At 70.3% G+C, this 25,713-nt stretch carries 22 protein-coding genes; 15 read left to right on the top strand and 7 right to left on the bottom strand.

Going from position 1 to position 25,713, the window contains the following annotated elements:
* Window positions 1-72: 72 nt before the first annotated feature.
* Window positions 73-2,445 (top strand): LuxR C-terminal-related transcriptional regulator, encoded by a 2,373-nt coding sequence (locus tag IF04_RS0116680; protein ID WP_037959750.1) that lies wholly within the window; start codon window positions 73-75, stop codon window positions 2,443-2,445.
* Window positions 2,446-2,561: 116 nt separating this feature from the next.
* On the opposite strand, the gene IF04_RS0116675 is transcribed toward IF04_RS0116680, so the two are convergent.
* Window positions 2,562-3,341: a hypothetical protein gene (locus IF04_RS0116675; RefSeq protein WP_030257335.1), complete on the bottom strand. Its 780-nt coding sequence runs from the start codon at window positions 3,339-3,341 to the stop codon at window positions 2,562-2,564.
* 500 nt (window positions 3,342-3,841) lie between these two features.
* On the opposite strand from IF04_RS0116675, the gene IF04_RS0116670 reads away from it, so the two are divergent.
* Both IF04_RS0116670 and IF04_RS0116665 read left to right on the top strand, forming a co-directional pair.
* A complete protein-coding gene (locus IF04_RS0116670) occupies window positions 3,842-4,339 on the top strand; it encodes a DUF2975 domain-containing protein (RefSeq protein ID WP_030257333.1) in 498 nt (165 codons plus the stop codon).
* On the top strand, window positions 4,339-4,560 hold the full coding sequence (locus IF04_RS0116665) for a helix-turn-helix domain-containing protein (protein WP_030257331.1): 222 nt from the start codon (window positions 4,339-4,341) through the stop codon (window positions 4,558-4,560). Before IF04_RS0116670 ends, IF04_RS0116665 begins: the two co-directional genes overlap by 1 nt.
* A 59-nt stretch (window positions 4,561-4,619) precedes the next feature.
* On the opposite strand, the gene IF04_RS35760 is transcribed toward IF04_RS0116665, so the two are convergent.
* Window positions 4,620-5,777: a DUF6777 domain-containing protein gene (locus IF04_RS35760; protein WP_157847665.1), complete on the bottom strand. Its 1,158-nt coding sequence runs from the start codon at window positions 5,775-5,777 to the stop codon at window positions 4,620-4,622.
* A 314-nt stretch (window positions 5,778-6,091) separates the two neighbouring features.
* On the opposite strand from IF04_RS35760, the gene IF04_RS0116655 reads away from it, so the two are divergent.
* The gene (locus IF04_RS0116655) at window positions 6,092-7,363 is read left to right on the top strand and encodes a streptophobe family protein (protein ID WP_051831303.1); all 1,272 of its coding nucleotides are present in this window, start codon (window positions 6,092-6,094) and stop codon (window positions 7,361-7,363) included.
* Window positions 7,364-7,371: 8 nt separating this feature from the next.
* Here the strand turns inward: IF04_RS0116655 and IF04_RS0116650 are convergent, their stop codons facing one another.
* The 3 genes from IF04_RS0116650 to IF04_RS0116640 are packed head-to-tail and all read right to left on the bottom strand — an operon-like array spanning window position 7,372 to window position 11,339.
* On the bottom strand, window positions 7,372-8,412 hold the full coding sequence (locus IF04_RS0116650; RefSeq protein ID WP_030257325.1) for a serine/threonine-protein kinase: 1,041 nt from the start codon (window positions 8,410-8,412) through the stop codon (window positions 7,372-7,374).
* A complete protein-coding gene (locus IF04_RS0116645) occupies window positions 8,409-8,936 on the bottom strand; it encodes a hypothetical protein (protein WP_342668210.1) in 528 nt (175 codons plus the stop codon). Before IF04_RS0116645 ends, IF04_RS0116650 begins: the two co-directional genes overlap by 4 nt.
* Window positions 8,937-8,984: 48 nt before the next feature.
* The gene (locus tag IF04_RS0116640) at window positions 8,985-11,339 is read right to left on the bottom strand and encodes an ABC transporter ATP-binding protein/permease (RefSeq protein WP_030257320.1); all 2,355 of its coding nucleotides are present in this window, start codon (window positions 11,337-11,339) and stop codon (window positions 8,985-8,987) included.
* 114 nt (window positions 11,340-11,453) lie between these two features.
* Here IF04_RS0116640 and IF04_RS0116635 point away from each other — a divergent pair, with 114 nt between their 5' ends.
* The 4 genes from IF04_RS0116635 to IF04_RS0116620 all read left to right on the top strand — a co-directional run bounded on the left by IF04_RS0116635 (window position 11,454) and on the right by IF04_RS0116620 (window position 15,841).
* Complete coding sequence (locus IF04_RS0116635; protein ID WP_051831302.1) at window positions 11,454-11,990, top strand: nucleoside/nucleotide kinase family protein; 537 nt, start codon at window positions 11,454-11,456, stop codon at window positions 11,988-11,990.
* Entirely contained in the window at window positions 11,987-12,904 is a 918-nt protein-coding gene (locus IF04_RS0116630) for a LysR family transcriptional regulator (protein ID WP_030257313.1), read from the top strand. Before IF04_RS0116635 ends, IF04_RS0116630 begins: the two co-directional genes overlap by 4 nt.
* An 88-nt stretch (window positions 12,905-12,992) precedes the next feature.
* The gene (gene hisD / locus IF04_RS0116625) at window positions 12,993-14,354 is read left to right on the top strand and encodes a histidinol dehydrogenase (protein ID WP_030257310.1); all 1,362 of its coding nucleotides are present in this window, start codon (window positions 12,993-12,995) and stop codon (window positions 14,352-14,354) included.
* 68 nt (window positions 14,355-14,422) lie between these two features.
* Window positions 14,423-15,841 (top strand): amino acid permease, encoded by a 1,419-nt coding sequence (locus IF04_RS0116620; RefSeq protein ID WP_051831301.1) that lies wholly within the window; start codon window positions 14,423-14,425, stop codon window positions 15,839-15,841.
* Here IF04_RS0116620 and IF04_RS0116615 read toward each other — a convergent pair.
* Window positions 15,834-16,832 carry a LacI family DNA-binding transcriptional regulator gene (locus tag IF04_RS0116615; RefSeq protein ID WP_030257305.1) on the bottom strand — a complete coding sequence of 333 codons (999 nt, stop codon included), beginning with the start codon at window positions 16,830-16,832 and terminating at the stop codon, window positions 15,834-15,836. The genes IF04_RS0116620 and IF04_RS0116615 overlap by 8 nt on opposite strands.
* Window positions 16,833-17,076: 244 nt before the next feature.
* Between IF04_RS0116615 and IF04_RS0116610 the strand changes: the two genes are divergently transcribed.
* The 7 genes from IF04_RS0116610 to IF04_RS0116580 all read left to right on the top strand — a co-directional run bounded on the left by IF04_RS0116610 (window position 17,077) and on the right by IF04_RS0116580 (window position 24,413).
* Entirely contained in the window at window positions 17,077-18,213 is a 1,137-nt protein-coding gene (locus IF04_RS0116610; protein WP_030257303.1) for a cupin domain-containing protein, read from the top strand.
* Between the two features lie 86 nt (window positions 18,214-18,299).
* Entirely contained in the window at window positions 18,300-18,980 is a 681-nt protein-coding gene (locus IF04_RS0116605) for an alpha/beta fold hydrolase (RefSeq protein ID WP_030257300.1), read from the top strand.
* Window positions 18,981-19,023: 43 nt separating this feature from the next.
* Complete coding sequence (gene hisD, locus IF04_RS0116600) at window positions 19,024-20,334, top strand: histidinol dehydrogenase (RefSeq protein ID WP_030257297.1); 1,311 nt, start codon at window positions 19,024-19,026, stop codon at window positions 20,332-20,334.
* Window positions 20,331-21,104, top strand: coding sequence for an SDR family NAD(P)-dependent oxidoreductase (locus IF04_RS0116595; protein WP_030257294.1), 774 nt, complete (start codon window positions 20,331-20,333; stop codon window positions 21,102-21,104). Before hisD (IF04_RS0116600) ends, IF04_RS0116595 begins: the two co-directional genes overlap by 4 nt.
* Window positions 21,101-21,883, top strand: coding sequence for an HpcH/HpaI aldolase family protein (locus IF04_RS35755; protein WP_051831300.1), 783 nt, complete (start codon window positions 21,101-21,103; stop codon window positions 21,881-21,883). The genes IF04_RS0116595 and IF04_RS35755 overlap by 4 nt, the downstream gene beginning before the upstream one ends.
* Before the next feature lie 132 nt (window positions 21,884-22,015).
* Window positions 22,016-23,362, top strand: a complete 1,347-nt coding sequence (locus tag IF04_RS0116585) for an MFS transporter (protein ID WP_030257289.1) — start codon at window positions 22,016-22,018, stop codon at window positions 23,360-23,362.
* 52 nt (window positions 23,363-23,414) lie between these two features.
* A complete protein-coding gene (locus IF04_RS0116580) occupies window positions 23,415-24,413 on the top strand; it encodes a nuclear transport factor 2 family protein (protein WP_030257285.1) in 999 nt (332 codons plus the stop codon).
* Between the two features lie 117 nt (window positions 24,414-24,530).
* On the opposite strand, the gene IF04_RS0116575 is transcribed toward IF04_RS0116580, so the two are convergent.
* Window positions 24,531-25,511: an AraC family transcriptional regulator gene (locus IF04_RS0116575; RefSeq protein ID WP_030257281.1), complete on the bottom strand. Its 981-nt coding sequence runs from the start codon at window positions 25,509-25,511 to the stop codon at window positions 24,531-24,533.
* Window positions 25,512-25,713: the final 202 nt, after the last annotated feature.

Below are 25,713 nucleotides of genomic sequence, written 5' to 3'. Positions count from 1 at the left end.
CATGCTGCCCCGCGTAGCCTAGGAGCTCCCACTCGGGCGCACGGCAGGCGGAGGGGCGAGCACCATATGGCCTTGGGATACGTCAGGGACCAGCAGGCCGGCGGGCTGCCCCTGGAAGTCACGGGTTTCGTCGGGCGTGAGCAGGAACTCCAGGAGATCGGCGCGCTGTTCGACAGAGCCCGGCTCGTATCGCTCATCGGTCCCGGCGGCGTCGGCAAGACGCGGCTCGCGCTGCGGACCGCCCGTGCCGCGCTGCCGTCCTTCCCCGACCGCGCCTGCTTCGTCGAGCTGTCGTCCCTGCACGACCCGGTACTGCTGCCGCACACCGTGGCGGCGGCGCTCGGCCTGTCCGAACAGGGTGACCGCGACCCGGTGGGCCTCCTCGTCTCCTACCTCGCCGCCAAGCGGCTGCTGCTCGTCCTGGACACCTGCGAGCACTTGCTGGACGCCTGCGCGATGCTCGCCGATCTGATGCTGCGGATGGCGCCGGGCGTCACCGTACTGGCCACCAGCCGCCAACCACTCGACGTACCGGGCGAGTTCGTCTATCCGATCACGCCGCTGCCCACCGACCGCGAGGCGGTGCAGCTCTTCGCCGAGCGGGCCGCCGCCGTCGCGCCGGGCTTCGCCGTCACCGACGCCAACCGCAAGGACGTCACCTCCGTCTGCCGCCGGCTGGACGGGATGCCGCTGGCGATCGAGCTGGCCGTGGTGCGGCTGCGGGTGCTCTCGCTCGGCGATCTGGCCGCCCGGCTGGAGAACCGCTTCCAGGCGCTGACCGGCGGCCGCCGCGGTGCCGTGCCCCGGCACCGGACCCTGCAGGACGCCATCGACTGGAGCCACGACCTGTGCACCCCGCGGGAACAGCTGCTGTGGCGGCGGCTGTCGGTGTTCGCCGGGGAATTCGACGCGGAGGCCGCCGAGACCGTGTGCGGTGGCGGTGAGCTGCCCCCCGAGGACGTACTGGAGCAGCTCATCGGGCTGGTCGACAAGTCGGTGGTACTGCGCATCGATGGGGAGCAGGCGCGCTACCGGCTGCTGGACACCCTGCGCGAGTACGGTGCCGAGCGGCTGACCCAGAGTGGCGAGGAGGAGGCGTACCGCCGGGCGCATTTCGATTACTTCGCGGCGTTCGCCGAGCGCGCCGACCGCCCGTTCCACAGCGACCGGCAGGCGGAAAACCTACGGGCCCTCGCGCGCTGGCTGCAGAACTTCCGTATCGCCATGGAGTACGGCACCAGTACCGACGATCCCGAACTGGCGTTGCGCGGCTTGGACCTGGCCACTCGGCTGTGGACGCACTGGATCATGACGGGCCGGATGCAGGAGGGCGCCCGCTGGCTCGAGCTCGGTCTGGCCAACGTGAAGCACGACTGCCTCGAGCGCGTCGAGGCACTGCACCGCCTCGGCTGGATCCTGATGGTCCTGGGACAGTGCGACGCGTCCGAGCCGTACGTCCTGGAATCGCTGGCCATGGCCGAACGGATCGGCGACCGGCGCGGCGCGGCGTACGCGACCGAGTTCCGCGGCTGTCTGGCGCTGTTCCGCGAGCAGTTGGCGGAGGCGCACCGCGACCTCGACGAGGCCCGCCGCGCCTTCCGCACACTGCGCGACCACGACGGGCTGGCCATCACCTGCTTCATCCAGACCTTCGGCGCGGCCCTCGTCGGCGACGTCGAGCACGCCTGGGAGGTGTCGGGGGAGGGCCTGCGGGCGTTGGAGTCGGCCCCCGACGAGTGCTGGACCCGCAGTTACTGCCTGCTGTACCGGCAGCTCGCGCTGTGGATGGCGCACGAGGACTCCCGGGCGGAGGAACGCGACCGGCTCGGCCGCGAGGCACTGGCCCTGAAGCTGGCCGTGAACGACCGTCTCGGCGCGGCGATCACCATGGAACTGCTGGCCTGGTCCGCGGCGCGGTCGCAACGCTTCGAACGGGCGGCGTGGCTACTGGGCGCCGCCGAGGCGTTCTGGACCAGGATCGGCGGCGCGCGACTGTTCAACGTCCCGATTCTGAACGCGGAACGGGACACGGCCGTCAGCGCGGCGCGCACAGCGCTGGGCGACTCCGTATACGGAGAGCTTCACGCCCGCGGCGGGGCGCTCGACCTCGCGGAGTCCGTGGCGTACGCGGTTCAGGACACCGATGTCCTCCCCAAGCCCGGGTCCAGCAACACAACGGCCTCCACCGGCGCCGTTTCGGTCCCGTCCACGCAGCAGACCGCACCCGGCGCCGCCGCTCTGCCCGCACCGGACCGCACCACCGCCCGCGCGCCCGGCCTCACCAACCGCGAGCGCCAGGTGGCCGCCCTGGTAGCGGAGGGCCTGACCAACCGACAGATTGCGGAACGCCTCGTTGTCTCGAAACGCACAGCCGACGCCCACGTGGAACACATCCTGAACAAACTCGGCCTCACCTCGCGCACTCAGATCACCGGATTGGAGTGAGGACACGAGGACACGACGAGTCGTGGGTGTGATGCGGGCGGCCGGCAGCGCTGGAGCGAGTCGGCACCCGGGGCGCCGCCCCGCTCCATGCGCTGCTCAACGGCCCGTACGGTCCATCAGGCGGTAACGGCCTGGTACAGGCCGCGGCCCGCCCGCTGGGCCCGGGAGGAGGCGACCAGGCGGTCCAGGGTGCTGCGCACGGTGTTGATGGCGGCCGTGGTCTGGGCGCGTCCCACGGCTTCGGCGACATCGCGCGCCCGGACGGGGCTGCTGCCGATCTCCGTCAGTGCCTTGAGGACCTGGTCGGTGAGTCCGTTGCTGTCCTTGGCCGTTGCGGCGGGGGTGGTCTCCTTAGCCGCCTTGCCCTTGGCAGCCGTGCTCTTCGCCGCGCTGCCCTTCTCCGCCTTCTCCGCCTTCTCCGTCTTGGCCTTGCCGTTCTTGGCCGAGGCGGTGGACTTTCCGGCGGTGCGGCTCTTCCGCTCCGCTGCGGCAGCCGACTTGGCCGGGCTCTTGCGGGCAGTGGCGGGCGCCTTGCGGGGCTTGGGCACAACGGGAGCCGGGGCGGAGTCCGCCTCGGGCGCCTGGACCGCTTCGGGAGTTGCTTCGCTCGTCGACGCAACGGCCGCGGGAGCGGGCTCGGCTGCGGCCGTGGTGTCGGCGGCCGGTGCGGGAGTGGCGGCCGGCTCGGGGGCCTGCTCAGCAGGCTGCGGCGCGGATTCGGTGGTGGACAGCGCCTGCAGTGCGCTCAGGGCGGTGCGCACGGAATCCAGCCGGGTGGTGACGGCCGCCAGTTCCTTTTCCAGCGTCTGCTGCTGCGCCTCCAGTCGGGGAAGTTCGGCCTGCAGCAGGTCCGTTGTGGCGGCGATGCTGCCCGGTGTGCTGACGGTAGTGGTCATGTGGTGCCTTTCTGCTTCGGCCGGCCAGATATCAGTTCGTGCTGCCGGACGCTGGATGTACTTGTGTGGGTCTGGGCTCACTGGCCCGCCACGGCAATGCCGGTCAGGAGCTTCGCCGGAAGCAGTTCTGCGGCGACGGCATTTCACCATGTTGCCGAAGTCGTTGAGTATAAGGTCCCACTTGCCCTGAGCAAGACCGTTACCAACCACGTACCGGCGCTCCGGAATTGTGGCGACAACCGCGATCGAGTTGATGACAGTCCACCAGGCCCTGACCGCAAACGGTCTGTGGTCATGATGTCATCCGTCCCGGGCGAAGCCCTCGCCGCCCTCGCAGGGTCGGTGGGCAGCACTGCCGGCCGGCTTCCGAACACACTCGTACGGAGTAATCCCGCAACAGCTTCCTGGCCTTTCAGCGGAGGAATGGGTGAGAGCCGGTCGCTTGTCACACCTATCGAATTTCGATAGGTTTCCATCGTTGCTCGATCGAGGGAGAGATGATGGGGAAAGTGACGGTGCTTGCGCTGCGCGCCGTGATCGTGCTGCTGCTCGCCGGCTCGGTGGGCGTACAGACCGTGTTGGTGCCGCTGTTGGCCGGCGACCTGAAGGGCCTCGACGCGGGCCTCGCGCACCTGCGTACCCCGATCCTTGTGATCACGGTCCTCGGTGCCGTGGCGGTCGAGGTCGTACTGGTCTGTGTGTGGCGACTGGTGTCGATGGTGCGACGTGGAACGGTGTTCTCGCACGCCGCCTTCCGGTACGTGGATGTCGTGATCGGCGCGGTCGTGGCGGCCGCCCTGCTGGTCTTCGCGCTCGGAGTTGTCCTGGCGCCGGGCGAAGCCGTTGCCCCGGGCGTCGTTCTTCTGCTGGGCGGGGCCGGAGTGGCCGTCCTGGGTGTCGCGCTCGTTGTGATCGTGCTGCGGATGCTGCTCGCGCAGGCCGTCGCGCGAGACGTCGAGGCGGCGCAGATGCAGGCCGAGCTGGACGAGGTGATCTGATGCCGATCGTCGTCGACATCGATGTGATGCTGGCCAGGCGGAAGATGTCCGTGGGCGAGCTCGCGGAACGTGTCGGGATCACACCGGCCAACCTGGCGGTGCTCAAGAACGGCCGCGCCAAGGCGGTGCGTTTCGCGACGCTCGCCGCGCTCTGCGAGGTACTCGGGTGTCAGCCGGGCGATCTACTGCGTTGGGAGGCCGAGGGCGCCACGGACGAGTGACGTCAGCCGTCCACGACCGGATCCGCACCCACGGCCGCCGGCGTGTCACCCGTCCGGTGTTACGTGGCGGGCGGTGGCAGTTCCGGGGTGGTGCCGGGCTCTTCCTGGGGTGGGCCGCTGGGGGAGTCGGGCGTTGAGGTGTCCGGGGGTACGGAGGTGGTTGGCGGCTCCGTGGAAGGGGAGGGAGTCGGGGTGGACGGGGCGGGGGATGTCGAGTCGGTGGACGGGCACGTCGAGGACAGGGACTCGGCGGGCGGGCAGGTCGGCGACGGGGAATCGGAGGGGGTTGTGGCGGGGGGGGGGGGGGCCGGGGGATCCGACTTGCCCGTCTCGTCGCCCGCGGCGCGCTTGAACCAGGCGCCCGTGTCCAGGTCGACGAGGGTGAAGCTGTTGACCGTGCTGGCGGATTGCTGCACGGCCACCACGTCCGACTGCTGGTACGCCGGCCAGGGCTTGCCGACCGGCTTCGGTGTCTCCTTGACGGCCACGGGCGGCAGCAGTGGGTTGCCGCAGGCACAGCGCACGCGCGGCACTCCGCGCGAGTCGATCAGTACGGCAGTGCCGGCCTGCAGGACCGACTGGTAGGCGGTGGCTTCGCCGTCCTTGAAGCCGTGGTTGGTGACCCGGGTGTCCTGGCGGAGCTGTACGGGGGTCAACGACCGCAAGTACGACGGTACTTCGCGCTGGGCGATGCCCTCGACGCCGGCGAACGCCTTGGCCTTGGCCGGCTCTCCCCGCAGGAAGTCGATCTGCTTCTCGACATCACAACTCGGTGTGGAACGGCTGCCGCCGTACAGGCCCGGCGCCGAGCCCTCAACGCTGGTCGTGCCGCCGTTGTCACCGGACGGCGCGGTCGGCGTGGCGGTCGGCGAAGCGGGCGCGGTGGAGTCCTTGGCCGTCGACTTGGTGAAGGGGTCCTTGCCCTCGGCCGCGGCCGGCTGGAGGAAGACCTCGCCCGAGCCGGTACCGCCGTCCGGACGCGTGAGAAAGACGGTCAGGGCCACGGCCGCGACGATGACGGCGGTGATGAGCGCGACGCGTGACGAGGACCGCCACCAGGGCTTGCCACCGCCGGGGCGGCCCGCACCGGGGGTACCGGCCGCACCGCTGCCGGAACCACCGCCGGAGCCGTCGCCGGACCCGCCGCCACCGGGGCCGCCCGATCCACCGGTTCCACCGGCCCCGCCGCCCGGCCACTGCCCGGAGCCGGAGCCCACCTGCGTCGGCTCATGGCCCGGCCCGGAAGGCGTACCTGACGACGGCCCGGAGAGCGGACCCGATGGCGGACCCGGTGGTGGGCCGGTCGGGCGGCCTTCGGGCGGTGGCTGAGATGTCACGGGTCGGTCCTTCTTCCATTCCCGCGTGTGCCGGGTGTCGGCCGCGTGGACTATCCGGCGAGCCGAATTCGCCCGTTTATTTCCTCTTTACGCCATTGTGTGTCCGTCCCGGGTGTCGTCCGCAAGCGGGGCGGCGCACCCGTACTTACCGTGGTGATCGCGGTAACCGACGGTGAGGAGACAGTGTGAGCCGGATGCGAGATGCGCTCGCCGCGGCGGGCGCGGGCATCGTGGCCATGATCGTGGTCGCCGCGCTCGGACTGTGGGCGGCGGGCGCGGCGGACCTGCCCGGCGGGGCGTTCCCCCGAGTGGTCGCGGCCGTTGTCGTCATCGCGGCCGGCGGCTCGGTCGCGCTCTCCGGCGACACCGGCGTCCTCGCGCAGGCGGACGCCGCCATCGATGCCGTACCGCTGTCCGTGACACTGGCCGGCGCGCTGGTGACGGCCGCCGTCTTCCTGCGGCCGCTGCGCCACCGGGCCGTGGCCTCCACCGGCGAACTGCTCGACCGCATCGCCCGTACGGCCGCATGCTGGCTGCTGTTGTTGCTGATCGTCGCCCTGATCGCGCGCCACAGCTTCCGGATCTCCACCGGCAACGACATCGCCGAGCAGATCGGGGAGGAGCTCGGCGCGATCCCCACCGTTGAATTCCGGGCCGATGTACCCGCGACACTCGGCTTCGGACTGCTGTGGGTGCTGGCCGTCCTCGCGCTCACGTTCATCGTGTCGCGCAAGGCGCCACTCTCCTCCCGGCTGCTGCACTTCCAGCGTTCCGTGCGGCCGCCCGCCTTCGCGATGCTCGTGGTGTTGCTCGCCTACGCGGCCATCGGGCTGGTCATCGGCGTGATCGTGCTCTTCACCCGCGGCCACCCTGCCGAGACCATCGCCGTACTGTTCCTCGGGCTGCCGAACCTGGTCTGGGTGGCGTTGGGGGTCGGGATCGGCGGTGCCTGGGTGGGGCATGTCGACAAGGCGATCGGACTGCCCATGCCGGGCGTGCTCGACCAGGTGCTGCGTACTCGTGGTGGGCAACGGACGCTGGACCTCGGCGCGGTCGCGGAGCACGACGGGCGTGCCTGGTTGCTCGTGGCGGTGGCGGCCGTGGTGCTGCTCGCCGCCGCCTTCACCGCGGCGGTACGGTCCCCGGCCCGGCTGCCGGCCTGGCGGCACGCGCTGGAGATGGCCGCGGCCCTGGCGCTGACGCTGCTCGTCGTTGGGCTGCTCACCCGGATCTCCGCGCACTACGGGCTCTCGCTCATCGGCATCGGGGACCTCGGCGGCGGGCTGGGCGGTGAGGTCACTCTGCGGCCGCAACTCCCGCGTTTGGTGGCGGTGGGTGCCGTCTGGGGCCTGGTCGCCGGATTCCTCGGCAGCCTGCTGGCACGGTTCGTACCGCATCCCGGCGACGTACGGGACGCACGGCCGCGGGACGAGGGTACGCCCCCGGCTCCAGCCCCGCCCCCGTAACGCCGAATTCACCCCGCCCGCCCCGGAAACACCGGCGCGGCCCACTCCGGTGGTGGCGGCGGAGCCGTATAGCGCGGCAGCCGGCCGTACGCCTCCGCACGCCCGTCCACCCGCGTCGGTGCCGCCTCCGCACGCCCGTCCAGCCGCGTCGGTGCGTGCTCCTGAGCCCGTGGCGCGGCCGGCGCCGCGGTCCGCCCGGCCGTACGCAACGCCGTCACGAACCCGCGGCAGGTGTCGTAGCGGTCACCGGGCGCCTTGGCCAGGGCCGCGGCCAGTACCGCGTCGACGGCCGGCGGAAGGTCGGGCCGCAGGCTCGTCAGCGGCGGCGCGGCATCGTACTGGTGTGCCCAGAGCAGTGCCATGTCGTCATCGCGCACGAACGGCGGTGCCCCGGTCAGCATCTCGAAGACGACGCACGCCAGGCTGTACACATCGCAACGGCCGTCCACCGGGCGTCCCGAGATCTGCTCCGGCGCCACATAGTCCAGCGTGCCCACGAACTGCCCGACGCGCGTGAAGCCCGTCAGCGACAGCGATTTCTTCGTCAGCCCGAAGTCCGTCAGATACACATGCTCCGGGTGGTCGCTGTCGGTGCCGTCGGCCACCAGGATGTTGCCCGGCTTGACGTCCCGGTGCACCAGATCGTGCGCATGAGCGGCGTCCAGCGCGGACGCGACCTGCAGGGCGACACGGCAGGCGGTCTCCAGTGGCAGCCGCCCGTCGCGGTCGAGCAGTGCCCGCAGGTCCCGCCCCTCGACGTACCGCATGGCGATGTACAGCACCCCGTCGGTCTCGCCCGCCTCGAAGACCGGCACGATGTGCGGGTGGTCGATCGCCGCGGCCACCCTCGACTCGTGCGCGAAGCGCTGCCGGAAGGTGTCGTTGCGCGCCAGCTCGGGCGCCAGCAGCTTCACCGCGACCGTACGGCCCAGCCGCAGGTCCTGCGCCCGGTACACGACCGCCATGCCGCCGCGGCCCAGCTCGTCCTCCAGCAGATACCCGGCGATACGACGCCCGCGCAGCCCGGTCCCGGCCCCGGAGACGCTCACGGCTCAGCCTCCCTGTACGAAGCGGCCGATGCCCCCTCCGACGGCCCCCGCTCCACCGCGTATGTCTCCAGCGTCCCCCCGTCGCAGTAACACCACCGCTCGTGCCGCGCGTCGTACAGCCACATCGCCTCGCCGTCCACGACCATCCCCAGCCGCATGCCCCGGGTCCGCTCCGCGAACGACTCCCCGTCCAGCCGTCCGGCGGCCAGCTCCTCCACCAGCTCCCGGTAGCGGCTCAGCTCACCGGCGACCGCGCCCAGCAACGGCCGGGGATCCGCGGTCCTGGCGGCGGCCTGCCCGGCGGCCGGCGGGCCGTGCGGTACCGGCAGCAGCAGCCGCCCGTCCACCCACGCCGACCAGCCGTTGGAACACAACGCCAGCGCCCAGTCGCCCCGGCGTTCGACGACCTGTACGGGCAGCAGGGGATCGAGCCGGACACCCGGCCACGCGGCATCCGGTGTCGACCAGGTCGTCAGGCCGTCCGGCGGGACGACATGGCTGGGGAGGAAGTCGGGGACGGTCACAGGCGGCTCCTCGGCGCTACGCACATCTACGTACACGTACGTACACGGCTACTTGCGCATGATCTCGGGCTCGCGCCGCCGCAGCAGCTTGGCCACCAGGAATCCGAGGACGATCGAGAGCACGATCAACATGCCCATGTCGAGCAGCCAGATCCCCGCCTGGTGCCGGAAGAGCGGATCGGTGGTGATGCCCTGCGGCACGATCCGGTGCAGATCGATCGTGCCCGCCATGGCGCCCAGCGCCCACCGCGACGGCACCAGCCACGCCAGCTGTTCGAGCACCATGACGCCCTGCAGCTTGAGCAGCGCACCGCAGAACACGACCTGCACGATCGCGAGGAGGACCAGCAGCGGCATGGTGACCTCCTCCTTCCGCACGAGCGCCGACACGAACAGGCCGAGCATCATCGCGGTGAAGGCCAACAGGGCGACAGCGAGAGTGATTTCGATGAGCGGTGGCAGCAACACCCCCTTCCCGCCCGGCGCGTTGAGCTCGACGCCGAACAGCGCCACCATGGTCAGCACCACCGCCTGGACGACTGTGATCGTCCCCAGCACCAGCACCTTGGACATCAGATACGCCGATCTCGACAGGCCGACGGCTCTCTCCCGCTGATAGATCGTGCGTTCCTTGACCAGTTCGCGTACGGCGTTGGCGGCGCCCGTCAGCACCGCGCCGACACACAGGATCAGCAGTGCGTTGAGCGCCGAGTCCCGGGTGAGCTCGCTGCCCGCCAGGGCGTGCGCCATCGCTCCCATCACGAACGGCAGCGCGACCATGATGACCAGGAACGTACGGTCGGCCGTCAGCGCCGCCGTGTAACGCTGTACGAGCGTACGCAGCTGTGCGCCCCAGCTCTGCGACTTGGGCGCGTCGACCGGGCCGCGCGGCGCCTCGGGCGCGCGCCACGGCTGATGGGATTCCGCCGCGACATAGCGCCGGTGGACCGGTGAGGCGGCGAACTGCCCTGCCCAGTCCCGGTCCGTGTCGTTCTCGAATGCCTCGAACGCCTCCGGCCACTCCTCGAACCCGAAGAAGGGCAGGGCGTCCTCCGGCGGCCCGTAGTACGCGATCGTCCCGCCCGGTGCGAGGACGAGCAGCCGGTCGCAGACGTCCAGGCTGAGCACGCTGTGGGTGACGACGATGACCGTACGGCCGTCGTCCGCGAGCCCGCGCAGCATGTGCATGACCGAGCGGTCCATGCCCGGGTCGAGGCCGGAGGTCGGCTCGTCGAGGAAGAGCAGCGACGGCTTCGTCAGCAGTTCCAGGGCCACGCTCACGCGCTTGCGCTGGCCGCCCGAGAGCGAGTGGATCGGCTGGTTCTTCCGCTGGTCCAGCCCCAGTTCGTGGATGACCTCGTCCACCCGTGCCTGCCGCTCGGCCTTCGCGGTGTCCTCGGGGAAGCGCAGCCGCGCGGCGTAGCCGAGGGCGCGGCGCACGGTGAGCTGGGAGTGCAGGATGTCGTCCTGCGGTACGAGCCCGATGCGCTGCCGCAGCTCGGCGTAGTCCCGGTACAGGTCACGGCCGTCGTACAGCACCGTGCCTTCATCGGCGGGCCGCAGCCCCGTCAGCGCGTTGAGCAGTGTGGACTTCCCCGCACCGCTCGGCCCGACCACCGCCAGCAGTGTTTTCTCGCCCACGGGGAAAGACACCTGCCCGAGCAGCGTCTTCCGCCCCTTGTCCACCCGTACGGTCAGCTCCTGCACGTCCAGCGACACCTCACCGGTGTCGATGAATTCCTGCAGCTCCTCGCCCACCAGCACAAACGCGGAGTGGCCGATGCCGACGATGTCGCCGGGGACGACCGGGGCGCGGGTCACCGGCCGGCCGTTGAGATACGTACCGTTGTGACTGTCGAGATCGACGATCTCGTACCCCTCCGGACCCGCCCGCAGCTCCGCGTGCCGGCGCGAGACGATGAGGTCCTCGACGACCAGGTCGCTGTCGGGCGCCCGGCCGATGCGGGTGACCCGCGCCGAGGGCAAGGGGCGCACGGCGCTCGGCTGCCGGAACGTGCGGGTGGCGGCGGGGTGCGGGACGGAGGTGACGGCGGACGGCCGGCCGGCGGCCCGCGGCGGTCGCGGTACGCCGCTGAGCACCGCGCACGGACCGTCGGCCGGATTGCCGAACCTGATCACACTGCCGGGCCCCACGTCCGACTGTTGCACGCGGCGCCCCTCGGTGTACGTACCGTTGGTGCTCTCCTCGTCCTCCACCACCCAGTGGCCGTCCGTGGTGTGCAGCACCGCGTGATGCCACGAGACCCTGGCATCCTCCAGCACCACCTCGCTCGCGGGATCGCGCCCGACGTGGTACGTCCGGAGCGGGCTCAGCACCTGGCTGCCGCCCCCCGCTTCGACAATGAGCTCAGGCGCGGTAACAGCATCCGACCGCTCAGCCATACCGCGATTTTACGGCCGCAATCCGGCCCCCGCCTGTTGCCGGCCAGTGGGCGCGCTGACACGATTGCGGGCGTGATCACTGAGGGAACGCGGAGCTGCCTGATCGTGACAGGGATGCCGGGCGCCGGGAAGTCGACGGTGACCAGGCTGGTCGCTGAGCGTTTGGCACGCTCCGCCCGGCTCGACGGTGACTTCATCAGCAGGCTGATCGTCAGCGGTCGCGTCGGTGCCCTTGGCGAGCCCGCCGACGAAGCAGCACGGCAACTTGAGCTGTGCAACCGCAATCTCTGCATGCTGGCGGACAATATTTCCGATGCCGGTTTCACGCCCGTGATCGACTGGGTGATACCCGACCGCGAGCAGTTGCACTTCTTCCTCTCCCTCCTGCCGTCCCGGCAGGTCCTGTTCGTCGTCCTCGCACCGGGCATCGAGGTGTGCCGGCACCGCAACACCCTCCGGAACCCACGGGAGCGGTTCTACTTCGACGGCTACGAAGGCCTCGACGCCGCCATGAAGCGCGAGCTCGGGGACGTCGGCTGGTGGTTCGACACCGCGGCCCTCACGCCCGAGCAGACCGCCGAACGTATCGTCCGCGAGGCCGGCCACCGAGCCCTGGTGGACGGTGCAGGCACCGGGCGGGCCACGCCATGACGTTGAATCAGCTGAAGGCATTCGTCGAGGCCGAGCGGCTCGGGTCGTTCACCGGCGCGGCCGCCGCGTTGGAGATCGCGCAGGCTTCCGTGTCGGAGCTGGTACGGCGCCTGGAGGAGGAACTCGACGCCGTACTGTTCGTCCGCGGCAGCCGCCGGCTCACCCTCACCGCGGCCGGGCGGGAACTGTTGCCGTACGCGCAGGAGACGTTGCGGGCGGCGGACGGCGGTGTGAAGGCGGTGCGGTCCCTCGGGTCGCTGGGCGGTGGCACGGCCACGCTCGGTGTGCTGCGCAACGCCGACTACTACCTGCTCGCCAACCTCGCGCAGACCTTCCACGCCCGGTACCCCGCCGTGCGCGTGCGTCTCGTGGGCCAGAACTCCGCCGAGACGGCCCACGCGGTCGCCGCCGGAAAGATCGAGGCCGGGCTGGTGGTACTGCCGATCGACGACGAGGGACTGGTCGTGCGGCCGCTCATGCGGGACGAGGTCTTCTACGTCACCGCGGACCCGGAACGCGCCGCCGCCCCCGTCACCATCGAAGCCTTCGCCGCGGCACCGCTCGTGCTGTACGACGCCCACTACGGCTGGCAGGACCCGACCCGGCGGCAGATCGCCGAGCGCGCCCAACTGGCGGGCGTGCGCGTGGAACCGCTGATGGAGCTGGAGTGGGTCGAGGCCGCGCTGAAGCTCGCGGCCGCGGGGGTGGGCGACACGATCGCCAGCCGCGCGGTGATCGACAGCCCGGGCTTCCCGGCAGGGCTGCACACCGTGCCGTTCGCCGAGCCGTTGTACGACACCATCGCGCTGGTCCGGCGCCAAGGGCATCCACTGTCCCGGGCCACCCGGGAGCTGGCCCGTCTCGCGGAGGACACGATCCGCGAGCTGCGTGCCGAGATCGAAGGTCAGGCGTAGGGGAGCAGAAAGCCATAGGGAAACCCTGTGGGAAGCCCAGGAATCACTCACCTAGTCCTGTGCCTGGCGCGCGTCTACCGTCCCTGACATGCAGATCACGCAGCACGAAGCAGCAGCCCTCGCCCCGTTCCAGTGGCTCAAGAAGCCGGCCGTCGACGGCCCTCCCGCGCAGCGCGACCCCAAGGTCGTCGAGCGCGTTTCGGAGATGCTCTCCACCATCGAGCGCAAGGGCCTCGACGCCGTCCGCGCGTACGCCGAAGAGCTCGACGGCTGGTCCGGCGACCTGGAAATCAGCGCCGAGGAGCTGAAGAAGTCCGGCGACGCCCTGCCGCCCGACGTCCGTACCGCGCTCGAAATGGGCTACGAGCGGACGCACCGCTTCGCCTCCGCCCAGCGCGAGCACCTCACCGACTTCGAGATCGAGCTGGCCCCCGGGGTGAAGGGCGGGCAGCGCTACGTACCGGTCACCCGCGTCGGTGCCTACCTCCCGGCCGGCCGGTTCCCCCTGCTGGCCAGCGCTTTCATGACCGTCGGCGTCGCCAAGGCGGCCGGTGTGCCCACGGTCGTGGCGTGCACGCCGCCGTCCGGTGAGCACGGTGCCCACCCGGCCGTGCTGTACAGCGCGTACCTCTCCCAGGCCGACCGGGTCTTCGCGGTCGGCGGCGTGCAGGCGCTCGGCGCGCTGGCCTTCGGGCTGCTGGGCGAGGCCCCCGTCGACATGCTGGTCGGCGCCGGCAACGCCTTCGTCACCGAGGCCAAGCGGCAGCTCTTCGGCCGCGTCGGCATCGACCTGCTGGCCGGCCCGTCCGAGGTGGCCGTCATCGCCGATGACACCGCCGACCCGGCCTGGGTCGCCGCGGACCTGCTCGGCCAGGCCGAGCACGGACCCAACTCCCCGGCAGCGCTGATCACCACCTCCGAGGAGCTGGGCCGCAAGGTCATCGCCGAGGTCGACCGGCAGCTCGAAACGCTCACGACCCGGGAGATCGCCGGCGCCGCCTGGCGCGACTACGGCTCCGTCATCGTCGTACGCAACGCCGACGAGGCCGTTGCCGTCGCCGATGTCATCGGCCCCGAGCACCTGGAGATCCAGACCGAGGACGACGACTTCTACCTGCAGAACCTGACCAACTACGGCTCGCTGTTCCTCGGCCCCTGGAGCACCGTGGCGTACTCCGACAAGGGCATCGCCGGTACCAACCACGTACTCCCGACGGGCAAGACCTCCCGTTACAACGCGGGGCTCTCGGTCTCCCGCTTCCTCAAGCCCCTGACCTACCAGCGGGCCGCCAAGGAGGGCACGGCAGCACTGGCCCCCGCCGTCGAGCGGATCTCCGCCTTCGAGGGCCTGGCAGCCCACGGAGCCACCGCCACGCTGCGCATTGACAAAATCGGCCGACGCTCGGAAGCCTTCGACTCCGTCCCCCCGGCCCTGCGCGACCAGCTCTGACCTCGAGTGCCCCGCCTCCACGGCAGCCGGGGAGGCGGGGCCCAGCACACTCTCCCGAGGACCACGCCATGCCACACGAGTCACCCGTCCCGCCGCCGCCCGGCGGCCCCGGCAGAGCAGAACTCACTCAGGGGCTCAAGGGCCGCCAGATCACGATGATCTCCATCGGCGGAGTGATCGGAGCCGGCTTGTTCGTCGGTTCGTCCACCGCCGTCGCCACCGCAGGCCCGGCCGTCATCGTCTCGTTCCTGGCCGCTGCCGCGCTGGTGGTCCTGGTCATGCAGATGCTCGGCGAGATGGCCGTCGCCAACCCCGACACCGGCTCCTTCTCCACCTACGCCGACCGGGCCCTGGGACGCTGGGCCGGATTCTCCATCGGCTGGCTCTACTGGTGGTTCTACGTCCTCGTCATCCCGATCGAAGCCATCGCCGCGGGCGAGGTCCTCGGGGGACTGGCCGGCGTGCCGAGCTGGATCCCGGCGTTCGCCGTCATCGTCGTACTGGCCGGCACCAATCTGCTCGCCGTCCGCAACTACGGCGAGTTCGAGTACTGGTTCGCCCTCCTGAAGGTCATCGCGATCGTGGGCTTCCTCGTCCTCGGCGCCCTCGCGATATGCGGCCTGCTGCCCGGCTCCGGCACCAGCGGCGTGTCGAACCTCTGGAGCAACGGCGGCTTCGCGCCCAAGGGCGGCATCGCCGTCCTCGCCGCCCTGCTCACCGCGATGTTCAGCTTCCAGGGCAGTGAGATCGTCACCATCGCCGCCGCCGAGTCGGAAGACCCGAGGAAGAACATCAAGAAGGCCATCAAGGCCGTCGTCTGGCGTCTCGGCCTCTTCTACCTCGGCTCGATCCTCATCGTGGTCTGCCTGGTGCCCTGGAACGCCGAAGGGCTGGCCGCCGGCTCGTACCAGGCCGTCCTGGAGCGCATGAACATCCCGGGCGCGCGCCAGATCATGGACATCGTGGTCGTCATCGCGGTGTGCAGCTGTCTGAACTCGGCCATCTACACGGCCTCCCGCATGGCCTTCTCCCTCGCCAAGCGCAATGACGCCCCGGCGGCCTTCGCCGTCGTCTCCCGCGGCGGCGTGCCACGCAACGCGGTCGTCGCCTCCACCGTCGTCGGCATCGCCGCGGTGCTCGCCAACTATCTCCTGCCGAAGATCTTCACGTATCTGCTGGCGTCCAGCGGAGCGATCGCACTGATGATGTACCTGGTCATCGCGGTCACCCAGTACGCCACCCGGCGCCGGCAGCAGGGGACGGCCGAGGTGCGGATGTGGCTCTTCCCCTACCTCACCGTGGCGACGATCGTCTTCATCGCGGCAGTACTGCTCCTCATGGCGATCCTGCCCGGCCACCGGCTCGAACTGTGGCTCTCGTTCGGCCTCGCCGCGGTCCTCGTCACCGTGGGCTTCCGGCTGCAGCGTAAACAGGGCGGCGGGCAGGAGCGCGAGGAATGCGCGCCTGCGTTGCCCGCGGTCAAGTAAGGCGTGCGTGCGTGGCCCGCGGGACGAACTCCGTAGGCAGGATCAGGCGCTCCCCGGCGGGGTCGGCCTCGCCGGTGATCCGGCGCACCAGCAGCCGTGCCGCCTGGCGGGCCAGTTCCCGCAGGTCGTGGCGGACCGTGGTCAGCCGGAACACCTCCCAGTCCGCCATCGGGAGGTCGTCGAAGCCGATCACCGTCAGGTCGTCCGGCACCCGGAGCCCGGCCGCGATCGCAGCGTTCAGCACGCCGATGGCGACCACGTCGTTGCCGCAGAACACCGCCGTGGGCGGCTCGTCGGCGGCCAGCAGCCGGGGGAGTGCCTCGTACCCCGTGTCGTACTCGAACGCACCGCGGACGACACGGCTGTCCGGCAGGCCGATCCCCGCCTCGGCCAGCGCCAGCCGGAAGCCCAGCTCGCGGTCCCGGCCGGTGGTCGTATTGGGCGAGCCGAAGATGCCCGCGATGCGTCGGTGTCCCAGCTCGGCGAGGACGCCGGCCACCAGCCGGCCGCCGCCTTCGTTGTCCACGACGGACGCGTAGTCGCCCGGCTGCCCGGTGTCGCGGTTGAGAAATACATACGGGATGCCGCGGCGGTCCAGTTGGGCCGGCAGCCGTGACTCGGTGGTCGCGGTGGCCAGGACCACCCCGTCCAGGGACTGGTCCAGGAGGTTCTCGCCCGCCACCGCCTCGTCGGACCGCTCGGTGATCAGCATCATCCGGTAGCCGAGGGCCTGGAGCTCGTCGTGCAGCGGGGCGACGACGTGCGGGTAGAACGGGTTCGTCAGGTCGGTGACGATCACGCCGATGCGCCGCGTCGAGCGGGTGGACAGGGTCCGCCCCGCCTCGCTGGGAACGTAGTTCAGCGCCTGCGCGGCCCGCCGGACCTTCTCCCGGGTGGCCGCCGACACCCGGTGGTCGTCACGGAGTGCGCGGGACACCGTGGCCTGCGATACGCCCGCCAGTCTCGCCACGTCGTGACTTGTGATCGTCATCGGTCGTCCTCGTCCCCTCGCCCCGGTCCGCCGTACGGCCCCTTACTCGCTCGTACAGCCCCTCACTCGCCCGTACGGCCGTGAGTATACGTCTGCACTCCGTCCCGACCGACCCCTTGACAGCACCGGAGCCGTGGCTGTCAGATCAATGCATACGTATTCCATACGCGTTCCGGTGAGTTCCCAGCGCACTCCCAACGCCCTCCCCACGCATTCCCCACGCACTCAGAGCGAAGGAGCGACCATGTCCGATGTCGTCGTGTCCACCGCGGAACTGGATCGCCGCACGATCCGCCGCAGCGATTTCGTCTCCTGCAACCAGGCGTTCATCGACTGCCGTACGCCGGGCTCGGACCGGAAGGAGAACTACGCGATGATCGGCCCCGGCGTCTCGCAGTCCTCCGGCCAGCACGTCAACCTCCGCCTGCCGCACGGCTTCCAGATCGGTGCGGCGGCCATGCCGCACGGCATCACGAACAATCTCCACCTGCACTACACCGCCGAGGTGTTCGTCTGCACCGAGGGCGAGTACCTGCTGCGCTGGGGCGCCGACGGCACCGAGGGCGCACTGACCCTCAAGGCGGGCGACATCGCGTCCGTCCCCACCTGGATCTTCCGCGGCTTCACCAACACCGGCCCGGACGACGGCTGGATGTTCACCGTGCTCGGCATGGACAACACCGGCGGCATCATCTGGGGCCCCTCGGTGCTGCGCGAGGCGGAGGGCCACGGCCTGTACCTCACGGCCGACAACCAGCTCATCGACACGGTCGCCGGCGACGAGATCCCCGAGGGCGCCGAGCTGACCGAGCCGATGGCGGAGGAGTACATCGACCGGCTGCGCCACTACACCCCCGAGCAGATGAAGCGGCGGGTCGCCGCAGCGGACGAACTGATCTGGTCGGACCGGCCCTTCCTCGACAGCACACTGCCGGGCGGCGGGGCGCGCCTGAGCTGCGTCATCGGTTATGGCATGACCGAGGACCCGCACCAGGAGCCCCGGATCTTCAATCCGCACGGACACAACGCCGCCTGGCTGCGCGCCGAGCCCGGCCAGGGCGTCTCCCTGCACCGCCAGCACGAGACCCAGGCGCTGATCGTCAAGGACGGGCTCTGGGAGGTCACACTGAACCGCACCGACCCGGTCACCGTCCGCCTGGGACCGCGCGACATCCTCTCCGTTCCCGAGGGCGCGTGGCGCACCCTGCGGAACGTGGGTGACACCGAGGGCGACCTCCTGATCGTCAACGGTGGCGACGGCCGGGTGCGCCTGGACTGGGACGAGGAAGTGGTCAAGGCCGCGGCCGACGCCGGGCTGGGCATCGACCACAACGGCTACGTCGCCCCGTACGCACTGCTGCCCCGCTCCGCGCGTCGCTGATGACCGCCGCGCTTCCTGACGGTCCCGCGCTTCCTGACGGTGCGTCCGGTGCGTCCGGGCCCCTGCCGCTCGTCGTGGTACCCGGCATGCTGTGCGACCACGGCCTCTGGACCGACGTGGCGTTCCCCGAGCACCACGAGGTGCACCACATCGCGCTGACGGAACCGGACATCGGCCGGCAGGCGGATGCGGTACTGTCCACCGTCCCCGGCCGCCCGTTCGTCCTGGTGGGGCTCAGCCTCGGGGCGATCGTCGGCTTCGAAGTACTGCGCCGGGCGCCCGAGCGGGTCGCGGGATTCTGCGCGATGTCGACCAACGCGGGGGCCCCGCGACCGGAGCAGTACGCCGCCTGGCGCGCCATGGACGCGCTGATCGCAGAAGGCCGGTTCGAGGAGGTCATCGAGCAGACCTTGCCGGGCATGTTCGATGTGACCGAGCCGCCCGGCGACTTGGCGGACCGCTACCGGAGCATGGCCCACCGGGTCGGCCCGGACGCCGCCCGCGCCCAGCTCGCCGCCCAGGCGACGCGCTCGGACGCGCACGACACACTGCGCACTGTCCGCTGCCCGACGACAGTCCTGTACGGCACGCGGGACGCGTTGTGCCCGCCGGAATTCCACCGATCGATAGCCGAGGCGGTGCCGGGCGCCCGGCTGAGCGCGGTCCCCGGCGCCGGGCACCTGCTGCCGGTCCAGCAGCCGGCGTCCGTCTCCGCCGCGGTACGTGACCTGCTGGGGACAGCGAAACGCACGCAGCCCGCCTTGTGAAAGTCCTCATCGCAATCCCACACACTCCGAGGAGAAGCCTTCCATGCCCCGTCATCTGAAGTCCCCGATACCCGCCGGTGAGGTGCGCGCGGCCCGCGCGGATGTCGCCGAGCGTGTCGCCGCCATCCTCGACGACATCCGCGAACAGGGGGACGCGGCGGTCCGCCAGTACTCCGAGAAGTTCGACAACTGGAGCCCGGAGTCCTTCCGGCTCGGCCCGGACGAGATCCAGAAGATCGTCTCCGGGGTGCCGGACACGGTGCTGGAGGACATCCGCTTCGTACAGCAGCAGGTGCGCACCTTCGCCCAGGCGCAGCGCGACTCGATGCAGGACATCGAGATCGAGACGCTGCCCGGCGTGCATCTCGGACACAAGCACGTGCCGGTCGCCGGCGCGGGTGCGTACGTACCCGGTGGCCGCTACCCACTGACGGCGTCCGCGCACATGACGATCGTGACCGCGAAGGTCGCGGGCGTGCCCCGGGTCGCCGCCTGCGCCCCGCCGATCCGCGGTGAGATCCCCGCGGCCACCGTCGCCGCGATGCATCTGGCCGGGGCCGACGAGATCTACCTGCTCGGCGGCGTCCAGGCGGTCGCGGCCCTGGCCATCGGCACCGAGAGCATCGGCCGGGTGCCGCTGATCGCCGGCCCTGGCAACGCGTACGTCGCCGAGGCCAAGCGCCAGCTCTTCGGCGAGGTCGGCATCGACCTGTTCGCCGGTCCCACCGAGATCCTCATCGTCGCCGACGAGCAGGCCGACCCGTTCGTCGTCGCGGTGGATCTGCTCTCGCAGGCCGAGCACGGCCCGGACTCGCCCGCCGTCCTCGTCACCACCTCCGAGGAACTGGGCCGCGAGGTGGAGCGGCACATCGACCGGCTGCTGCCGGGCATGCCGACCAAGGACTTCGCCGAGCCGGCCTGGCGGGACCACGGCGAGATCGTCGTCGCCGACTCCCTCGATGAGGCATTCGACATCGCCGACTCCTACGCCAGCGAACACGTCGAGATCCTCACCGAGAACCCGCGCCAGGCCCTGGACCGGATGCGTGACTACGGCGCGCTCTTCCTCGGCGAGGGCACCTGCGTGTCGTACGGCGACAAGGTCATCGGTACCAACCACGTCCTGCCGACCCGCGGCGCCGCCCGCTACACCGGCGGCCTGTGGGTGGGAAAGTACCTCAAGACGGTGACGTACCAGGAGGTCACGGACCCCGCCTCGTCGGCGAAGCTCGGCGAGGTGTGCGGACGCGCCGCCCGCGTCGAGCTCTTCGAGGGGCACGCCCGTTCCGGCGACGTACGGGCGGCGAAGTACGGCGATGCCACGCTGCCGTGGAACGTCGGGGGTGACGCATGACGGGCGCCGCTGCACCCCTGGGCGGACGCACCGCACTCGTCACCGGCGGCGGCAGCGGGCTCGGGGCCGCCATCACCCGTTCGCTGCTCTCCGACGGCGCGCGAGTGGTGATCACCGGCCGCAACGAGCGCGCCCTCAAAGAGACCGCAACGCGGCTCGGCCCGGACGTCACCCACCGGGTCTGCGACGTCTCCGACCCCTCCGACGTAGCGGCGCTCGCCGAAGGCCTCGCCGGCGAGGAGATCTCGATCCTCGTCAACAACGCCGGGATCGCCGGACCGGTGGCCCCGCTGACCGACATCTCGGCGGACGACTGGGACGAGGTGTTCAGTGTCAACGTGCGAGGTGTGTTCCTGATGTGCCGCGCGTTCCTGCCCGCCATGACCGAGCGGGGCGCGGGCGACGTCATCAACATCGCCTCGGTGTCGGGGAAGCGGCCACTGCTGCGGCGCACCCCCTACTGCGCGTCGAAGATGGCGGTCATCGGCCTCACCACGACGCTGGCGGGCGAAGTGGGCCCGCTGGGCGTCACGGTCAACTCCCTCTCTCCCGGCCCGGTTTCGGGCCCGCGGATGGAACGCAACTTCCGCCTGGAGGCGGAGCGGACCGGCAGCAGTTACCAGGAAGCCGAAGCGGCTTTCGTGTCACGGTCGGCCCTCGGCCGGATGGTCACCGAGGAAGAGGTGGGTGCGGCCGTGACGGCGATGCTGCGGATGCCGGGCCTGTGCGGTGCCGACATCGACCTGTCCGCGGGGATGGTGGCGCGATGACGGCCGGGCCAGGGGGCCGCCGCCCCCTCAAGCAACGGCTGGCCGCGGGGGAGCGGCTCTACGGTGTGCTGCTCCGCCTCCCGTCGGAGACGCTGGTGGAGATGGCGGGTGTCGCCGGCCTCGACTACGTAGTCATCGACTGTGAACACGGCCCGGCCGACATGACGGTGCTTCAGAACCACCTCACCGCGGCCGCCGCGCAGGGCATCGACGTACTCGTCCGCGTCGGCACCGCGGAGCCCGCACTCGCCCTGCGCTGCCTGGATCTGGGCGCCGCCGGCCTCATTCATCCGCACATCGACAGCGCCGCGGACGCACGGCGGGCGGTGGCAGCGGATCGCTATCCACCGCTGGGGGAGCGGGGTTTCGCCACGTACAGCAGGGCGGGGCGCTTCGGTACGGTGACGGCCGCCGAGCACCTCGCCGCCTCGGAGGAGACCCTGGTCGTGGCGATGATCGAGACGGCGCGGGCCTGTGCGGCGGCGGCCGAGATCGTCGCTACGGAGGGCATCGACGCGGTCCTGGTCGGCCCGGCCGACCTGACCGTGGACTGCGGCTTCCCCGGGAAGGACGCCATCGACAAGCTCATCGCCGCGACGCACGGGGCAGCACACGACGCCGGCCGCGCGGTCATGTCCATCGTCCCCGACACGGCCGGTGCCAGGGCCGCCGAGCAGGCGGGTGCGCAGTTGGTGCTCTACAACATGGCGGCCGTCCTGATGGACACCTTCCAGGGCCTCACGGCGCCTCCTGCCGAGCCTGCGAAGCCCAACAACTGATCCACGTCCCACCTATTGACGCCCCCCACCGCCCTCTCTAGGGTCCCGCACAACCCCCCAGTTCATACGTATGCACATCGCTTGTCGCGTACGTACCTCCTGACTCCCTCCCACCGCGCGAACGGAGAAGCCATGTCCGCTGTAGCGCCACCCACAGCCGCCGGCGACAGAAACACCGCCGACCCCGAGAACCGGAAGGCGATACGCCGGGCCATCGGCGCGGGAAGTATCGGCAACTTCGTGGAACAGTTCGACTACGGGCTCTACGGCTACATGGCCCCGGTCCTCGCCCCCGCCTTCTTCCCCGGCAGCGACCCCGCCGTCGCGGTGCTGAGCACCTACGCGCTCATCGCGATCGCGTGCCTGTTCCGCCCCCTGGGCGGCACTCTGGTCGGCCGCTGGGGAGACCGAGTGGGCCGCAAGAAGGCACTGCTGTGGACCATCGTGGTCATGGGCGTGACCACCGCCATGATCGGCGCACTGCCGACGTACCAGCAGATCGGCATCCTCGCACCGCTCCTCCTCCTGGTGATCCGCATCGTCCAGGGCATGGTCTCCGGCGGCGAGTACGTCGGAGCGGTGGCCTTCATCGTGGAATGGGCCGAGCCCAAGCGACGCGCCTACTACGCCTCGTACGCCTCGAACAGCTGCTTCTTCGGCATCCTCGCGGGGGCCGGCACCGCCGCGCTGACCAGCGCGGTGTTCGAGGGGCCGGCCCTGAACTCCTACGGCTGGCGCATCCCGTTCCTCCTCGCGCTCCCGCTGAGCGCGGTCGGGGTCTGGCTGCGCAAGCGCATCGCGGAGACGCCCGAGTTCGTCCGCGCCACGGAGGACGGCACCCAGGTCGTCAAGGCACCCATCCGCGAGGCGTTCCGCTCGCAGCTGCGGCCGATGCTCGTCTTCTGCGGTGTTTCGGTGATGCTGGCGATCCTCTCGTACAGCTGGGTCACCTTCTACCCCGAGTACCTGACGGGGACGCTGGGCCTGCCCCGCTGGATGGCGCTGACATCCAACGCGATCTCGGTCGCGGTCCTCATTCCGCTGCTGCCCCTCGCGGGCATCCTCTCGGACCGCATCGGCCGCAAGCCGATGCTGGTCATGGGGGCCATCGCCTGTATCGTCCTGGTCCCACTGGCCTTCTACGTCGGTGAACAGGCCACGTTCGGCGCCGCGATCGCCAGCCAACTCATCTACATCATCCCGGAGTTCTTCCTGACCGGCATCGTCACGGTCTGCGCCGCGGAACTCTTCGCCACCCGCACCCGTTTCAGCGCGAGTGCCATCGCGTACAACAGCTCGTTCTCCGTCTTCATGGGCATCACCCCGTTCGTCGCCGCCCTGCTGGTCACCAGCTTCGACACGATCTACGCCGTGTGGGTCTACCTCGCAGCGGCGGCGGTACTGGCCCTGGTCGTGGTCAGTGCCTTCATGACGGAGACATACCGAAGCCACCTCGGCGCCGACAAGTTCGCCCGCTGACCGCTTCACCCCCTGCACACGCATCAACACCCACACAAGGAAGGGAAAGTCCATGCCGTTGGATCCCGTCGCGTACCTCCCCTACCAGGACCCGGACGACTTCATCCGTGAGGTCACCGACCGCATCTGGGTCGACCGGGATGTGTCGTACATCGTCGACAACTACGAGCCGGACTCGATCGTCCACGCGAGCCTCGGCACCGTCGTGGGTCGCGACGGTGTGATCGAGGGCAGCACGATGCGGATGGGCAGCACGCCGCACCACATCGGCCAGGCCGAGGACGTGGTGTGGGAGGCCCGCGGCAACGACGCCTTCCTCAGCTCGCACCTGGTCTTCTCCGCCGACGAGCACCTCGTGGACGGCAAGAACATCCGTATCCGCAAGCGTACGGTCGCCAACTGTCTTTACCGCAGGGGGCGGATGGTCGAGGAGTGGGTCGTCCGCGACGAGCTCGCCGACTGCCTGCAGCGCGGCTCGGACCCGGACGAGGCGGCCCGCGCCCTGCGTTTCCAGGGCTACACCGGTTCGATGCTGGAGGCGCCGCCGAAGGACGTACTCCTGGAAGGCGTCAGCGGCCCGCGCCCCGACGACTACCGACCCGAGTGCGAGATGGTCCTCGAATTCATCGACGAGGTGTGGACCCAGCGCCGGCTGCAGAAGGTCAACGACTTCATGGTGCGGGACCTCTTCCTGCACACGATCGGCGACCGAACCGTCATCCGCCCCGACCGCTACCAGGCCGATCTGCTGTCGACCGTCGCACCGTTCCCCGACGCACGATTCGAAGTGCGGGACATCCAGACCAACTACGCCGAGCGTTACGCCGGTCTGCGCGTGGCCGTCCTGTGGACCATGCACGGCACCTACCGCGGCACCCCCGCATTCGGCCCCCTGACAGACCAGCCGGTCACCATGCTCGGCGTCTCCCAGTTCCTGATCCAGAACGGCCGCATCGTACGAGAGTTCCGCGTCTACGACGAGATCGCACTGCGGGCCCAGATCAACAGCACCCGAGGCGACGGCCCGCCCGTGGAGGCCAACATCTACTGACCGAACCGTCTTCTTCGGATTCGCAGTCGAGGGGTTCCCGATACCCGGCGGGAACCCCTCCGAGCTTTCCTGGATCAATCGGCCCCTGGTCCTGACCGGCCACATCCGGTCCCCGTGCTACGACCGCAACGTCTCCGAAGGTGACTCCCCGAACTGTTCGCGGTATGCGAGTGAGAAGCGGCCCGGGTGGAAGAAGCCCCAGCGGGAGGCGACGGTGGTGACGGTCGTGGTGCCCGGATCGGAGGCCAGGAGTTCCTTGCGTACACGGTCCAGGCGGACCTCGCGCAGGTACGCGATCGGCGTCGTGTCGAGGTGCCGGCGGAAGCCCTCCTGGAGAGCCCGTACGCCGACGCCGACGCATTCCGCGATCTCCGCGACCGTGAGCGGCTCGGCGGCGTGCCCCTCGATGATCTCCATGGCGCGGCGGACCGCGGGCGGTGCGACGCGCGGCTGCTCGCCGAGCAGCGCCGGCGTGTAGTTGTTGGGCTGGGCCATCAGCAGCTGGGTCATCAGGAGTGATTCGAGCTGTTTTGTCACGATGGGCTGGCTGGTCATGCCGCCGGGCCCCTCCGCCTCCCGGCGCATGAGGTCGACGATGTTGAGCCAGGAGCGGGAGCCCGGTGCCGTGAGGTTCATGCCGAGCGAGAAGAGGATCGGGCGGCGCACGGAGCGACCGAGCAGACTGCCCAGGTGTGATTCCAGGGACGATCGGTCGAACCACACGATCAGCTGCGGATTGCCGGCACCCCAGCGCATATCCACCTTTCCGGTCGGAGAGGGGACAGAAGCGAGTTCGGGGGAGGAAATGATTTCTTCGCGGCCGCAGGCGATTTCGGCGTAACCGGCGAGCGGGATCTGGACGAGGAAAAAGCTCTCCAGGTCGCCCGGTGTGATCCGGACTTCCGTTCCGTAATCGAGGTAATACAGGCCCGTCCGATCGAAGGGCGCGCCGTGCAGCCGGGCGTCGAGCGTCGCCGAGCGCTGCGTGATGCGCAGCTCATGCGGGCAGAAGGCGCGGCCGACCTCGGCTCGTGCCTCCCAAATGTCCGCTGTATGAAACTGCTGGTGGTTTGCGAGAGGGAGCTCTTCAGCGGACATGTAAACCTCCACCGCCGAGACGCGTGATCGGGACAGCAACCCGCGTGATCCGGATAGCGACGATGATCTTGCCATACCAAGGTTGATCCCCGACCGTCGCGGACCCGAGAAGAAACCAGGGAATCAACGATGCAGGGAGTGCCGGGCCGGACTGCGCTCGTCACGGGCGGAGCCACGCCCAGCGGACAGCCCGACGCACGCG

This window comes from Streptomyces violens (assembly GCF_000717745.1).
Lineage (GTDB): Bacteria > Actinomycetota > Actinomycetes > Streptomycetales > Streptomycetaceae > Streptomyces > Streptomyces violens.
This window is presented reverse-complemented; position numbering and strand designations above follow the sequence as displayed.